Below are 14221 nucleotides of genomic sequence, written 5' to 3'. Positions count from 1 at the left end.
GTCAGGCACCCTGCCGCCGGACGTGGAGACCGCCTCCTGCCGCAGCACGGAAGCGCTGACCAACACGGCCCGGCACGCGCACGCCCGCCACGCCCTCGTCACCCTCGCAACCGACGACGACTCACTGCGGATCGTCGTCAGCGATGACGGCACCGGCATCGGCGCGGCAGCCACGGGCATCGGGCTGACCATGCACGAAGACGATGAGGCGCTGTTCGGCGCCGCGCGCGCCGGCGCCCTCGGACACCTGCTCAAGGGCGCCGACCGAGCCGAAATCATCCGCGCGATCCTGGCCGTCGCAACCGGGGAAGCGCTGTACGGCGCCGCCGTCGCCCACAGGATCGTCAACTTCTTCACCGATGCGCAACAGCAGTACGCCGCCCAAGCCGTCCCCGAGCTCACCAGTCGTGAAAGGGACGTTCTCGCTCTGGTCGCCGTCGGCCACGGGAACCGCGAGATCGCCCGTCGACTCGTCCTGTCCGAGAAGACGGTCCGCAACCACGTGTCCGCCATCACCGCGAAGCTGCAGGTCCATGACCGGGCCGCCGCCGATGCCGCGGGCCGCGGTGCCGGCTTGGGCGAAGGCAGCCCTCCCCGAGACGGAGTCATGCCCCGATGGCAGCGCTGCGACCTCAGAGACGGGGGTGCCCGCAGGTAGGATCCAGCGCAGCGCACGCTGGGGGCGACGTGCCGAGCGCCCGGGGGAAAGACGGGGTCGGGCCCGCCGTACCGCTTGCGTGCTTGAAGGCATCAACGGGGTGGGGCGGAAGATGTTCACCGAGGACATCGGGGACACCGGGCTGCGGTTCGCGCTGCTCGGTCGGCTGCGCGCGTGGCGTGGCGACAGGGAGCTGGAGCTCGGCTCCCCGCAGCAGCAGGCGTTCCTCGCGGTGCTGCTGCGTAAGGAGCGGGCCGCCTCGGTGGCCGACGTCGTGGAGGCGCTGTGGGGCGTGAACCCGCCACCCCCGGTGGGGACCCTGCGGACGTACACCTCGCGGCTGCGCAAGCTGCTCGAGCCGGAGCGGGCCGCGGGCGAGTCCCCCCGGGTCCTGGTGTCCGTCCCCGGCGGTTACGCGCTGCGTGTGCCGCGCGAGGCCGTGGACCTCGCCCGGTTCGAGAACCACGTCGCCCCGGCGGGCCGGACCCGGCCCGCCGAAGCGCTCGCCGTCCATGACGAGGCCCGCGCCCGCCTCACCGAGGCGTCGGCCCTCTTCGGTGACCGCCGCAACCGACTGTGGGAAGGGCTCACCCTCTTCCGGCTCGCGGAGAACCGGCTCGCCACCGGCCGCGCCGAGCAGGCCGCGCCGCTGACCCGCACCGCGGCCGCGATGCTGGGGGAGGCCAGGAACGACTGGGGCCCCGCCCACGCCCTTGCCGTGCTCGGCTCCGCCCTCGACGGACTCGGGGACCATGACGGCGCCCGGGCGCACCTGCGCACCGCGTATGAGATCTGCGCCCGTCCGGGCATGCCGGAGGCCGACGACCTCCTCGCCCTGCTCGGCGCCGGGCCCGGGCGCCGGGACCGGGCCGAACCGGCACCGATCGCCTGACGAGAGCGGCCTGCTCTCCTCGCGTGCCGAACCTGTCACGCCAAAACCGGTGACACGGGCGGTCCTCCCTCCCGTGGCCTCTCGTCAAAGGGCCTCTCGTCAAAAGGCCTCTCGTCAAAAGGCCCGCACGCGCCTGGTCCTCACGCCGCCTCGCCCTCACGCCACCTGGTCCTCACGTCATTCGGAGACATCCCATGCCCTCCACTGCCTCGCCCGGCCACTCCTCCGGCGGCGAATCCCGGCGAACCACCGCCTGCCGCTTCACCGTTCTCGGTCCCCTTCGCCTGCACGACGGGTCGGCCGAGGTGCCCGTCGGCGCGCCCCAGTCGCAGGCGGTGCTCGCGGCCCTGCTGCTGCGGGCGCGTACCCCCGTGTCCGCCCGGGAACTGATCGCCGCGGTCTGGGGTGACGAGGCCCCGCTCGGCGCGCTGGGGTCGTTGCGCACCCATGTCTTCACCCTGCGTCGACTCCTTGAGCCCGGCCGGGCACCCCGCGCCACCGCACGCACGCTGCTGACGGCGGGCGACGGCTACACCTTGTGCGTCGCCCCGGAGGACGTCGACCTGACGGTCTTCGAGCTCCGTACGGCCGAGGCACGGCGGGCCCGGGCCGCCGACCGGCCCGAACAGGCGCGGTCACTGCTCGTCTCCGCGCTGGACCTGTGGCGCGGCACGCCGCTCGCCGGCGTGCCCGGCCCGTACGCCGAGGCCCAGCGCTCCCGCCTCGAGGAACTCCTCCTGTCGGCAGTCGAGGCCCGCTGGGAGGCGGAGATCGCGCTCGGCGGGCACGACAACGCGCTCGGCCCGCTGCGCGTCCTCGCCGCCGAACACCCGTGGCGCGAGCGGATCCACGAGCTGTTGATGACAGCGCTGCACCACGCCGGGCGGCAGGCGGACGCACTCGACGTCCACGCGCACGTCCGCCGCGCGCTCGCCGAGGAGCTGGGCATCCGCCCGGGTCCCGGCCTGGAACGGCTCCAGCACCAGATCCTCACCGCGGGACCCGGCCGGCGGGCGGGCGACGCGGCCGGGCTCCGGGCTCCGGACCGGTCCTACGGTGCGGCTCAACTGCCGCAGGACACCGCTGACTTCACGGGCCGGGGCGACGAGGCCGACCGGCTGTGCGCCACCCTGGACAAGGGCGGGATCGTCGCCGTCAGCTCCATCAGCGGGATGGGCGGCATCGGCAAGACCGCCTTGGCCGTCCACGTGGCCCGGCGGATGCGCCACCGCTTCCCGGACGGGCAGCTCTACGCGGACCTGAGGGGAACCGACCCCCGTCCCGCGGAGCCCATGGAGGTCCTTGGCCGCTTCCTGTGCGTACTCGGCGTCCGCGCCGGTCACCTACCGACGCTTCCCGAGGAGCGGGCCGCCCTCTACCGCTCCATGCTCGCCACCCGCCGGGTGCTCGTCGTCCTTGACAACGCCCGCGCCCCGGCCCAGGTGCGCGACCTGCTGCCCGGCGCGCCAGGCAGCGCGGTGCTGCTCACCAGCCGCTCCCGGCTCGTCGGCCTGACCGGGGCCACCCTGGTGGACCTGCGGCCCATGGCACGGGCGGAGGCCCTGGAACTGCTGGCCCGGATCGTCGGCGAACAGAGCGTGTCCGCCGAACCGGAGGCCGCCGCCGAGGTGCTCGACGCCTGCGGTCATCTGCCGCTCGCCATCCGCATCGTGGCCTCCCGCCTTGTCGCCCGGCCGGACCAGACGCTCGCGGAGACCGCCGCGCTCCTCGCGGACGAGCGGCGCCGCCTCAGCGCGTTCAGGGCGGAGGACACCGCCGTGGAGACGACCTTCCGGCTCGGGATGGAACTCCTTGACGCCGAGCACGTCCGCGCCTTCCGGCTCCTGTCCCTGCCCGAGATGCCCGAACTGAGCGTGCCGGTCGCCGCGGCGCTGCTCGCCCGGCCGGAGCGGGAGGCGGAGGAGCTGTGCGAGTCGTTGGTCGACCTGAGCCTCCTTGAGTCGGTCGCCCCCGGCCGCTACCGCTACCACGACCTGCTCCGGCTCTTCGCCCGTCAGACCGCATGCGCCGAAGTGCCGGACCGCGAGCGAACCGCCGCACTCACCCGCCTCCTTGAGTTCCGCCTCGCCACCGCACTCGGGGCCCACCGGGCGTCGCTGCCCGACGACGTGTTCCCCGGGCACGTGGCCCCGCTGCGCTCGGAGGGCCTGGACTTCACCGGCCCGCAGGAGGCCGCCGCCTGGCTGCTCGACGAGCAGACGTCGCTCCTGGGGCTCATCGAGCAGGCGGCGGGTGACGCCTCCCTGTCGCTGACCGTCTGCGCGGACCTGCTCCTGGCCGCGGACCCGCTCGGTCGCCTCGGCGCACAGCCCTACGGCATCGAACGCGCCGCCCGGACCCTGGCCGAGGCCGCGCGCGCCGCGGGCCACCGCACCGCGGAAGCACGCGCCCTGTACATGCTGGGCAGCTCCGTGCAGCACCGCTTCGCCATGCGGCTCGGCGCCCCCTCCCTGGACCGGGCCATCGAACTGTGCCGGGAGGCCGGGGACCGGACGCTGCTCGCCCACGTACTGATCACACGGGGCGGGGGCGCCCTCGCCCTGCGCGACTTCACCACCGCGCACGCCCTGCTGAGCGAGGCCCTGACCCACTGCAGGGCCCTGGCCAGCCGCGGCATCGAGGCGTACGCGCTGGGCTTCCTCGGCCTGGCCCTGCTGGCCACCGGCCGGGCCGAGGACGGCCTTGCGCACTGCCGCGAGGCCGTCGCCGTCACCCGGGCGACCGGGGACGTCGCGGGTCAGGCCAACGCGCTGCACAACCTCGGCCAGGTCTGCCTGCGGACCGGGCGGACGTCCGAGGCCTTCGACAGCCTGCACGAGAGTCTGCGCCTGTGGCGTGAGACGGGCTCCCGCTTCCGCGAGGGCCTCCTGCTCGGCGCGATCGCCCAGGCCCACAACGTCTCGGGACGGCCCGTTGAGGCCGCCGAACACGCGGCACGGGCACGGGACATCGCCGAGGCGCGCGGCGACGCGGGCATCCTCGCCCGCGCTCTCGCGCAACTCGGCCACGCCCACCGGGCCCAGGGCGACACCGACCGGGCCGAGGAGCACTACCGCCGTGCGCAGAGCGTCTTCCGCGAGCTCGGCCTGCCCGACGCGGACGACATCGCGCGGCACCTCAGGGAGCTCTGACGCACGGCGGTCGACAACAAAGCCCGAGCCCTCGGCCGGGGCGAGCGGCTTCCAGCCCTGGCCGGAGTCCCGCTTCCAGACCTGGGGCGCCGTGAAGTTGCAGGTGTAGAGCTGCACCGGGGTGCTGTCCCCCGGGTTCCCGCCGGTGACGTCCAGGCACTTGCCCGACTGCGGGGTGATGAGGACGTCACCCTGGTAACGGACCCACTTCTGGGCGCCCGAGCCGTTGCAGTCCCACAGTTGTACGGGGGTGCGGTCGGCGGTGCCGCCGGACGCGACGTCCAGACACTTGCCGAACGCGGTCATCGTGGCGCCGACCTCACGGGGCTGCTCGTTGTAGGTCCATCTCTGGGACTCGGTGACCTGCCGGAACTGGTTGGGGTCGGTCATGAGACGAGCAGGCGCAGGCCCAGATCCGCTGCCTCCAGGTCGGCGAGATCGCTGTTGCGGTCGGCCCAGCGGCCGGAGTGCAGGTCGTCGCGGAGGCTTCGTACCGCCCGCTGTTCGGGCTCCGGTCCGACCCTCGTCCAGACCGACATCGCACGGCGCACGTGCTCCTCCAGGTACGCCTCAGGGCGGCGCCAGTACGCCTCGAACAGGCCGTCGGCGCAGTCCCACGGGACGGGCACCGGCTCGGCGCGGGCGCCGATCGCGTCGGCCATCCCGGCGAGCGAGGGGAAGTCCGCGAGGACGTCGGCGAACTCGGGCAGGTAGTCGCGGGTGAGCCAGAACCGGTCCTGCCAGCGGGGCTCGTCGGTGTCGAACGTGAGCACCACCACGCGGCGGGCCACGCGCCGCATCTCGCGCAGCCCCGCTATCGGGTCCCCCCAGTGGTGAACGGTGGAGACGGCCATCGCGACGTCGAAGGACCGGTCCTCGAACGGCAGGCTCTCCGCGGCGGCGGCCACGCACGGCGCGGAGCCTGCGGGCCGCTGGCCCCGCATGACCGCCGATGGCTCCACCGCGGTCACGTCGCGGTCGGCGGGCTCGTAGGAGCCGGTGCCGGCCCCGACGTTCAGCACCGTCCGCGCGTCCCCGAGCGCGTCCCAGATCTGTGCGGCGATCCGCGGCTCGGTGCTCCGTGTCGCGGTGTAGGCGCCGCCGATCGCGTCGTACAGCCGTGCACCGAGTATTTCCAGTTGCTCCTCCGGCGTCACCTTCAGTCCCTTCGCCCGTGCGTCGAGTTCCTTGTCGATGGCCGTCACCATGGCGTCGGCGCGATCACGCCGCTCAAGGAGCAGGCCGCGCAGTCGGCGCAGGTGCGCGACCGCGTCGGTGGTCGGGTCGTCGACCAGTTCCGCGACCTCCCGCAGGCCGAAGCCCAGCCGCCGATACGCCAGCACCTCCCGCAGTCGCTCCACGTCGTGCGCCGAGTAGGCCCGGTAGCCGGCGCCGGTCCGCGCCGACGGCCGGACCAGCCCGATCTCGTCGTAGTGATGCAGCGTGCGGACGCTGACGTCGGCCAGGTCGGCCACGCGTCCCACAGTCCAGTGATCTTCCACGGCACCGACTATGCGGCCTGACGCCACGTGAGGGTCAAGAGCCTCCTGCGCGGGACGACTCGAGAGACCACGCGGGACGACTCGAAGGGTCAGCTGTCGCCGACTTCGCGTGCCACCCGCTCCAGCCGGCGCCGGTAGTCCTCCCACCACGCCGCATCACCCGGTGGCAGGTTGTCCTTGCCCGGCAGCCACCCGGCGGAGCCGTCGATGAGTTCGCGCAGGACATCCGCGTGGCCGGCGTGCCGATGGGTCTCGGCGATCAGGCGGACGATCACGTGGTGCAGCGTCACCTCCCGGTGTTCCTCGTGCCACCACGGGACATGCCCGACCGCGTCCAGCGCGAGCGTCTCCACCGTGGTGTCGGAGTGTTCCCAGGCCTGTCGGTACAGCCCGACGATCTCTGCACGCGACTCCTCCGCGGTGGCCCACATGTCCGCGTTGTCTTCGGCGTTCTCCGTGTACCACCAGGGCGGGCGCGCCTTGTCGAAGTACGGTCGTCCGAACGTGTCGCCGAGGTACCCCAGTTCCACCGACGCGACGTGTTTGACCAGCCCCAACAAGTTGGTGCCTGTCGGGGTGAGCGGGCGGCGGACGTCGTACTCGCAGAGTCCGTCCAGCTTCCACAGCAAGGCTTCGCGGGCGTCCTGCAGGTAACGGAGAAGGTCTGCTTTCGGGTCCGATGGCAGCATGCCGGGGAGTGTTCCACCTGGCACTGACACCGGGCACCGAGTTGTACGGGTCACACGGCGGGGAGCGATTCCCCGCCATGATGAGAGGCGTTCCGCGCGCTTCCTCGGCGCCCAACTGACCTTCGGGCGCCGCATCCCCGGCACGGCATGAGCATGATGCGTCGCCAGATGATGGCCGAAGGTAGCCCCTGTGAGGCAAAGGCCTCTGAGCGGCGTGTTTGCATGTGTTGATGATCGTTAACACGCAGGAAACAGCCGCGCCGCGGACGTACGTGGACCGCGTTCTGGAGCACTGGTACGAGGACGAGGGCGCCGAGGCGCTCGTCCAGGGGACGCAGCGGCTGACCAGAGGGGAGGCCCGGCAGCGGCTGTTCAGGCTGGGGCACGCGCTGCGCGGGCAGGGGCTCGGGCCCGGCGACGGAGTGGGGCTGTTCCTGGCGAACCGCGTGGACTCCGTCCTGGTGCAGCTCGCGGTCCATCTCATCGGCTGCCGCGTCGTGTTCCTGCCGCCCGAGCCGGGGCCCGGTGAACTCGCCGCGCTGGTCGAGCAGTCCGGGGCGCGCGCCGTGGTCACCGATCCGCTCTTCTCGCGACGGGCCGCCGACGCGGCCGGGCGCAGCGTCCACGCGCCCGCGCTGCTCAGCCTCGGCCCCTGTGAGCAGGAGTGCGCCGACCTGCTGTCCCTGGCGGCCGACTGCCCCACGACGCGCCCCGATGGCGTGCCCGCCCCCCGGCCGGACGAGGCCGTCACCGTCCTCTACACCGGCGGCACCCTGGGCCGCCCCAAGCTCGCCGCCCACAGTCACCGGCTCTACGACACGCTGCTGGGTCTGGTGGACGACGACCCGCAGGGCACCGCGTTCTTCCCGGCCATGAACGCGGCCACGGACAGGGTGCTCACCGCCACGCTGCTCACGCACGGCAGCGGCCACCTCACCTCGATCCAGGCGCTGGTGACGGGGTCCGCCCTCGTCGTGCTGCCGGAATTCGAACCTGGCGCGGCACTGACGGCGCTGCGCGAGGAGCGGATCACCGCCACCATGTTCGTCCCGCCGATGCTGTACGCCCTGCTCGACCATCCGGAGTGCGTGCCGGGCGTCCTCCCTGCGCTGCGGCGGATCGTCGTCGGCGGCGCGGCCTCGTCGCCCAGTCGGCTCCGGCAGGCGGTCGAGGTCTTCGGGCCGGTGCTCAGCCAGGGCTACGGGCAGTCCGAGGCGCTCGGTATCGCCTCGTTCGGCGCGGAGGAGCTCGCCTCGGAGGGAGCCCGGCGGCCCGAGCTCTGGCGCAGCTGCGGCCGTGCGATATCCGGCACCGCGATCGAGATCCGCGCCGAGGACAGCGCGGCGGCACTGCCCGTCAGGCAGGTCGGCGAGGTGTGCGTCAAGGGCGAGACGGTGATGCTCGGCTACTACGAGGACCCGGAGCGCACGGCGGCCGCGCTGCACGACGGCTGGCTGCGCACCGGGGACATCGGCTACCTCGACGCCGAGGGCTACCTCTATCTCGTCGACCGGGCCAAGGACATCATCGTCACCGGCAGCACCAGCGACAACGTCTACTCCAGGGTTCTGGAGGACTTCCTGCTCACGCTGCCCGGCGTACGCAACGCGGCGGCGCTGGGTGTGCCGGACGAGGAGTACGGGGAGGCCGTACAGATCTTCCTGGCCACGGCCGCGGGCGCGGATGTCGTCCCGGAGGTGGTCGGCGCGGCGGTGACGGCCGAGTTGGGGGAGTTGTACACGCCCCGGAAGACGGTCCTCCTCGACGAACTGCCGACGACCAAGGTCGGCAAGGTGGACAAGAAGGCGCTGCGAGCCGCGTGGACGGGCGGGGCGACGGGCACGGCGTAGGAGCTGGTGCGTCGCGCTGAACGCGGCGGCCGCTGAGCCCGACGAGCCCCCACCGGAACTGCTGTTGAGCCCCTGAGCGTCTCGGCCCTGGAACACATGACTGAATGGGGCAGGTGGGCATGGAGTCGCTCGCGGCGCTGCTGGGGGAGTTGAAGGAGCGGTCCGGGCTCAGTTTCGGAGTGCTGGCCAAGCGGCTCCACATCAGCGCCTCGACGTTGCACCGGTACTGCAACGGGGACGCGGTGCCCGCCGAGTTCGCGCTGGTGGAACGCTTGGCCCGGAGACCAGGGCAAGCCGTTCCGTACCAGTGGTGTGAAGGGGCGCCCCACGTACAAGTGGGGAGGTTCGGACGAGTGGATCAGGAATACTCCCGGCCCGGGCATCGCCTCACCCGGCCGCTTCCGTTGACCTCAAGTCCCGTTCAACTCTTAGCGTGGCGCTGGACTGATCGCGCCACAACGGACTGAATGAGGACGACGTCGATGAGCACTGCCGCAGCACAGAGTGACGCCCGGCGGGCCGTGAGCGTGATCGGGTTGGGCGAGATGGGCTTCGCGCTCGCGAGCGCGTTCCTGGACGGCGGACATGCGACCACGGTGTGGAACCGTACGCCGGAGAAGGCCGACGCTTTGGTCGCCAAGGGAGCCGAGCGGGCCGTGACCATCCGCGACGCCGTCGCCGCCAGTTCGCTCGTGGTCGTCAGCGTGAAGGGCAACAGCACGGCCCGCGAACTGCTCGCATCGTCGGGGGACGCGCTGTCCGGCCGTGCCGTGCTCAACCTGACGGACGGGACGTCGGCGGAGTCCAGGGCCGTGGCCGAGTGGGTCGCGGGCCAGGGCGCGCAGTACCTCCACGGGCAGATCATGACGATCGCTCCGGGCGTCGGGGGCGCGGAGAGCGTCGTCTTCTACGGTGGCTCGGACGCCGTGTACGAGCGCTACCGGCCGACGCTCCGGCTGATCGGCGGCCGGGGCACCCTGGTCGCGGACGACGCCGGTGTGCCGACCCTGTACGGAATGGCCGTGCACGGCACCATGTGGGGCACCCTCAACGGCTTCCTGCACGCGGGCGCTCTGCTCTCCAGCGAGGGCATCGAGGTGAAGCGGTTCCTGAACGACGCCCACGCGTCCGTCTCCGCGCTCCTCGGGTACCTGCCGACGATCGCCGACGAGGTCGACCGCGGTGCGTACGCGACGGAGTTCGGCGCGCTCCAGCACCACCGGCCCTCCGTCGAGGACCTGGTCCGCGAGAGCGCGGCGCGGAACATCGACGCCGGCTTCCCCCGCTACACCCTCGGCCTGGTGGACAGGGCGGTGGAGCAGGGGCACGCCAACGACAGCTACGCGCGTCTGGTCGAGTACTTCAGGAAGTAGATCTCGACGCGGACGAGGAGCACGCGGGCTGACGGCCTGTTGCCGAGCCACCGGGGTGCCCGAGTAGGGTCGGAGGCTGCGTGACGGCTGACGGCTGCGTCCTGGCCTCCCGGTCCTTGCGGGGGCAGACGCCTACGGGCCCCTCCCGGCCCCACCCGGGAAGGGCCCAGGCACGCGCGTGTACGGGAGGTCCTCGTGCGCGCCGGGCACCGGGATGCGGCTCCCGACGTCTCACGGGCAGTACTGCGGGCCCCCGGGTCCGTACCCCCCACACAAAGAGTCGCGCGTGCGCGGCCGCAGATCAGGAGCACCAGTGCAGGGCATCCCCCACATAGCCAGCACACCGCACGACGGACGATCGTCGCCCGTACCCCCTGCGCGCGGGGCGCGGCCCTCGGGCCGCGACATGACACCGCGCGTGCCGTACGAGGCGATGGCGCCTCACGAGGCGCCGGTGGCGCGGCATCCCCGTGCCGCCGACGAGCCGCAACTCCCCGTGTTCATCGACGAGTCGGGCTGGCGCCGACGGGCACTGCAAGGCGTCGCGGTGGTCGTGAGCTGCGCCTGCGTCGGATACTTGTTGTTCGTCGGCACACTGATGAGCGGGCTGCTGCGGCCCGCCGGCACGCATCCGCCGAGCACGGACGGCTCGGTGCCCGCCGGTCCGGACACCGGCGAGCGGGCACAGGGCCCCGGCGCACCCGGGCGAACCGACCCCCACGCGGACCGCGACAACCACCGCCGCCCGTCCACCGGCAGATCCGTCCCGCCCCCGGCCGGAGGCCCGGGGCAGTGAGGCGCGGCGCCGCTGTCCGCCGCCCGCCGCGCGGACACTGGCTCGTGCTCCTCCTGGTCCTCCTCGTGGTCGCCGTCACCCTCCTCTTCGAAGGCTGGACGACCCACCAGGTCGACGCCGCGCGCACCAAGCCGCCGTGCACCCGGCCGATCCCGCGCGAGGCGGACGACGGGAAGCCGCTGCTGCGATTCGGCCCCAAGGGCGTCACCACCGCTTCCATGCCGCCGGGCACCGTCGCGCTCACCTTCGACGGCGGGCCCGACCCGGTGTGGACGCCGCGCCTGCTCGACCTGCTGCGCAGGCACCAGGCGCGGGCGACCTTCTTCGTCTACGGCAAGGACGCGGCCCGCCACCCGAAGCTGATGCGGCGGATCCTGTACGAGGGGCACGAGATCGGCTCGTACACCTACAGCGGCGGCGACCTCGGCGTCGCGTCGCCGCTGCGCGCCCGCCTCGAACTGTCGCTCACCCAGACCGCGCTCGCCGGCGCGGCGGGAGTCGACACCACCCTGCTGCGGCTGCCGCACACCACGGCCGCGGACACGCTCTGCGGCCCCCAGTGGCCCGCGGCGAAGCGCGCGGCGGAGCAGGGGTACCTGGTGGTCGCGTCGGACTACAAGGACCGCAAGCCGTGGCGGGGCCTTGTGTCGCAGCACAGCCAGACCGACCTGGGCTACCGCGAGGCGGAGGACCTGCTGAAGGACCGCCGAGTGCAGCGGTTCACCACCATCAGCGGCGGGCTCGGGCGGCCCTCCTTCGTCGACGAGGTCCCGGTCGCCGAGGAGGTCAAGGGCGCGGGCCTGATCTGGGCGAAGAAGCTCGGGCAGGCCTTCCTCACCGTGATGGTGTGGACGCTGACCCTCGCGGGCACGCTCGGCGTCCTGCGGATGCTCCTGTTCGCGGTGTTCGCCCGGCTCCACGTGCGCAGGCTGCACCGGTACCGGCCCGGCGCGCCACGCCTTCGCGAGGTGCGGGACCCGGTGACGGTGCTCGTGCCCGCGTACAACGAGGAGGCCGGCATCGCCTCCACCGTGTACTCGCTGCTCGCCTCCACGCACCCGCACTTCCAGATCATCGTGATCGACGACGGCTCCACCGACGCCACCGCCGACATCGCCGAGTCCATCGCCGACGCCGACCCGCGCGTGACGGTGATCCGCCAGCCCAACGGCGGCAAGCCCAGCGCCCTCAACACCGGCTTGGCGCACGCCCGGTACGACATCGTCGTCATGGTCGACGCGGACACCATCTTCGAACCCGAGGCCCTCGCCCGGCTCGTCCAGCCGCTCGCCCACCCGGCGGTCGGCGCGGTCAGCGGCAACACGAAGGTCGGCAACCGGCGCAGCCTGATGGGCAAGTGGCAGCACCTGGAGTACGTACTCGGCTTCAACCTCGACCGGCGCATGTTCGAGGTCCTGGAGTGCATGCCGACGGTGCCGGGGGCGATCGGTGCCTTCCGCAGGGACGCGCTGATGGGCGTCGGCGGTGTCAGCGACGAGACCCTCGCCGAGGACACCGACCTCACGATGGCGCTCTGGCGGGCCGGTTGGCGTGTCGTCTACGAGCAGTCGGCGGTCGCCTGGACCGAAGTGCCCGGCACCCTGCGGCAGTTGTGGCGCCAGCGCTACCGCTGGTGCTACGGCACCCTCCAGTCGATGTGGAAGCACCGGCGCGCGGTCGTGGAGGTCGGCCCCGCAGGGCGCTTCGGCCGTCGGGTGCTGCTCTACGTCACGCTGTTCCAGATCGTCCTTCCGCTGTGCGCGCCGGTCGTCGACATGTTCGCGCTGTTCGGGGCGCTGTTCCGCGACCCCGTGGAGGCCGCCCTCGTCTGGTTCGGGTTCCTGTCCGTCCAGTTGGTCACCGCCGCGTACGCGCTGCGGCTCGACCGTGAACGGCTGCGCGTGCTGTGGGTTCTGCCGCTCCAGCAGTTCGTCTACCGGCAGTTGATGTACCTGGTGGTCATCCACTCCGTCACCACGGCGCTGCTCGGCACCCGCCTGAAGTGGCACAGCATGAAGCGCGCCGGGACCGCCGACCCGTATCTGCTCGACGCGCCGCCCGAAGAGGCGCGGCGGAGCCTGCAAGGGAGCCGACCATGACAGACCCGCTCGACCAGCGGGCCGGGCACACCCTGCCCGCGGGGGAACCCGGCTCTCCGGGAGACTCCGCTTCCCCGGAGGGCTCCGCCGCGCCCGATCCGATCGAGCGCTTCACCGACCGCCCCAGCTCCCGCTACGGCCCCCGGCGCGCCCACGCCCGGCAGCCGAAGAGGAAACGCCGGAGGCTGCGGCGGGCGGCGCTCGTCCTCCTCGCCGTGGTGGTCGTCGCGGCGGGCGGCGCGTACGGGTGGGCCGAGACCCGGCTCCAGCGCGACGTCGACCTCGGCGCCTACGGAGACCGGCCGCCGCCCGGCGAGGGCACCAACTACCTCATCGTGGGCTCCGACAGCCGCGACGGGCTCTCCGAGGGCGATGTGCAGGACCTGCACGCGGGCGGGGGCGGCGGGCGGCGCACCGACTCGATGATGCTGCTCCACACCGGGGCCCACGGCACCAGCATGGTCAGCCTGCCACGCGACTCCTGGGTCACCGTGCCCGGCCGCCTCGACACCCTCACCGGCAAGACGAAGCGCCCCGAGGGCGACAAGCTGAACGCCGCCTTCGCCTACGGCGGCCCCGAACTCCTGGTCCACACCGTCGAGAAGAACACCGGCCTGCGCATCGACCACTACGCGGAGATCGGCTTCGCCGGGTTCGTGAACATAGTCGACGCCATCGGAGGTGTACGGATGTGCCTGGACCGGGACATCAAGGACAAGAAGTCGGGCGCCGACCTGCGCAGGGGCTGCCAGACCCTGAACGGCAGGCAGGCACTCGCCTTCGTACGCCAGCGGCACCAGGAGCGGGAGGGAGATCTGGGCCGCTCCAAGAACCAGCAGAAGTTCCTGTCGACCCTCGCCCACCAGGCCGCCCGCCCCGACACGCTCTTCGACCCCACGGAGATCGGTCCCGCCCTCCAGGCCGGGCTCGACACCCTCATCGTCGACAAGGACATGAGCCTGCCCGACCTCGCCACGATGTTCCGCGCCGTGCAGGGCGTCGCGGGCGGCCGGGGCAAGCAGATCAACGTCCCCGTGTCCGGCATCGGCGTCCCCACGCCCAAGGGCAACGTACTGAAGTGGGACCCCGAGCGGTCGGCCCGCCTCTTCGCCGACCTACGGCACGACCGGCCGGTGACGGAGACGGGGGAGACGTCCCGGCAGCGCGAGCGGGGCGGGGCCCGCCCGCCTGGCTGACTTTCCAGGGGGGC

At 72.6% G+C, this 14221-nt stretch carries 10 protein-coding genes and 2 pseudogenes; 9 read left to right on the top strand and 3 right to left on the bottom strand.

The window, feature by feature from the left end; genetic code table 11:
- Positions 1-22 precede the first annotated feature (22 nt).
- From ACZ6BG_RS30925 to ACZ6BG_RS30915, 3 genes are all read left to right on the top strand, one after another.
- Positions 23-658: a LuxR C-terminal-related transcriptional regulator gene (locus tag ACZ6BG_RS30925; protein ID WP_469007528.1), complete on the top strand. Its 636-nt coding sequence runs from the start codon at positions 23-25 to the stop codon at positions 656-658.
- 79 nt (positions 659-737) lie between these two features.
- A complete protein-coding gene (locus ACZ6BG_RS30920; RefSeq protein ID WP_469007527.1) occupies positions 738-1550 on the top strand; it encodes an AfsR/SARP family transcriptional regulator in 813 nt (270 codons plus the stop codon).
- Positions 1551-1744: 194 nt separating this feature from the next.
- Positions 1745-4702, top strand: coding sequence for an AfsR/SARP family transcriptional regulator (locus ACZ6BG_RS30915; protein ID WP_469007526.1), 2958 nt, complete (start codon positions 1745-1747; stop codon positions 4700-4702).
- An 87-nt stretch (positions 4703-4789) separates the two neighbouring features.
- Here ACZ6BG_RS30915 and ACZ6BG_RS30910 read toward each other — a convergent pair.
- From ACZ6BG_RS30910 to ACZ6BG_RS30900, 3 genes and pseudogenes are all read right to left on the bottom strand, one after another.
- A pseudogene (locus ACZ6BG_RS30910) lies at positions 4790-5092 on the bottom strand (ricin-type beta-trefoil lectin domain protein); the annotation flags it as partial.
- Complete coding sequence (locus tag ACZ6BG_RS30905) at positions 5089-6186, bottom strand: MerR family transcriptional regulator (protein ID WP_469007690.1); 1098 nt, start codon at positions 6184-6186, stop codon at positions 5089-5091. The pseudogene ACZ6BG_RS30910 and the gene ACZ6BG_RS30905, both read right to left, overlap by 4 nt.
- 107 nt (positions 6187-6293) lie before the next feature.
- Positions 6294-6893 carry a DinB family protein gene (locus ACZ6BG_RS30900; RefSeq protein WP_469007525.1) on the bottom strand — a complete coding sequence of 200 codons (600 nt, stop codon included), beginning with the start codon at positions 6891-6893 and terminating at the stop codon, positions 6294-6296.
- Between the two features lie 230 nt (positions 6894-7123).
- Between ACZ6BG_RS30900 and ACZ6BG_RS30895 the strand changes: the two genes are divergently transcribed.
- The 6 genes and pseudogenes from ACZ6BG_RS30895 to ACZ6BG_RS30870 all read left to right on the top strand — a co-directional run bounded on the left by ACZ6BG_RS30895 (position 7124) and on the right by ACZ6BG_RS30870 (position 14207).
- Positions 7124-8743, top strand: a complete 1620-nt coding sequence (locus ACZ6BG_RS30895; RefSeq protein WP_469007524.1) for a class I adenylate-forming enzyme family protein — start codon at positions 7124-7126, stop codon at positions 8741-8743.
- Positions 8744-8847: 104 nt separating this feature from the next.
- Positions 8848-9024, top strand: a pseudogene (locus tag ACZ6BG_RS30890) (helix-turn-helix domain-containing protein); the annotation flags it as partial.
- A gap of 201 nt (positions 9025-9225) precedes the next feature.
- The gene (locus ACZ6BG_RS30885) at positions 9226-10116 is read left to right on the top strand and encodes an NAD(P)-dependent oxidoreductase (protein ID WP_469007523.1); all 891 of its coding nucleotides are present in this window, start codon (positions 9226-9228) and stop codon (positions 10114-10116) included.
- 433 nt (positions 10117-10549) lie between these two features.
- A complete protein-coding gene (locus ACZ6BG_RS30880) occupies positions 10550-10912 on the top strand; it encodes a hypothetical protein (protein WP_469007522.1) in 363 nt (120 codons plus the stop codon).
- Positions 10909-13011, top strand: a complete 2103-nt coding sequence (locus ACZ6BG_RS30875; protein WP_469007521.1) for a bifunctional polysaccharide deacetylase/glycosyltransferase family 2 protein — start codon at positions 10909-10911, stop codon at positions 13009-13011. The genes ACZ6BG_RS30880 and ACZ6BG_RS30875 overlap by 4 nt, the downstream gene beginning before the upstream one ends.
- A complete protein-coding gene (locus tag ACZ6BG_RS30870) occupies positions 13008-14207 on the top strand; it encodes an LCP family protein (RefSeq protein ID WP_469007520.1) in 1200 nt (399 codons plus the stop codon). The genes ACZ6BG_RS30875 and ACZ6BG_RS30870 overlap by 4 nt, the downstream gene beginning before the upstream one ends.
- The last annotated feature ends 14 nt before the right edge of the window (positions 14208-14221 follow it).

It is taken from the genome of Streptomyces sp. NPDC041205 (assembly GCF_055591765.1).
This window is presented reverse-complemented; position numbering and strand designations above follow the sequence as displayed.

Bases quoted from the DNA above. Each gene is read 5' to 3' on its own strand.
- ACZ6BG_RS30895 (WP_469007524.1), top strand. From the start codon at position 7,124: ATGATCGTTAACACGCAGGAAACAGCCGCGCCGCGGACGTACGTGGAC.
- ACZ6BG_RS30915 (WP_469007526.1), top strand. From the start codon at position 1,745: ATGCCCTCCACTGCCTCGCCCGGCCACTCCTCCGGCGGCGAATCCCGG.
- ACZ6BG_RS30880 (WP_469007522.1), top strand. From the start codon at position 10,550: ATGGCGCCTCACGAGGCGCCGGTGGCGCGGCATCCCCGTGCCGCCGAC.
- ACZ6BG_RS30885 (WP_469007523.1), top strand. From the start codon at position 9,226: ATGAGCACTGCCGCAGCACAGAGTGACGCCCGGCGGGCCGTGAGCGTG.
- ACZ6BG_RS30870 (WP_469007520.1), top strand. From the start codon at position 13,008: ATGACAGACCCGCTCGACCAGCGGGCCGGGCACACCCTGCCCGCGGGG.
- ACZ6BG_RS30900 (WP_469007525.1), bottom strand. From the start codon at position 6,893: ATGCTGCCATCGGACCCGAAAGCAGACCTTCTCCGTTACCTGCAGGAC.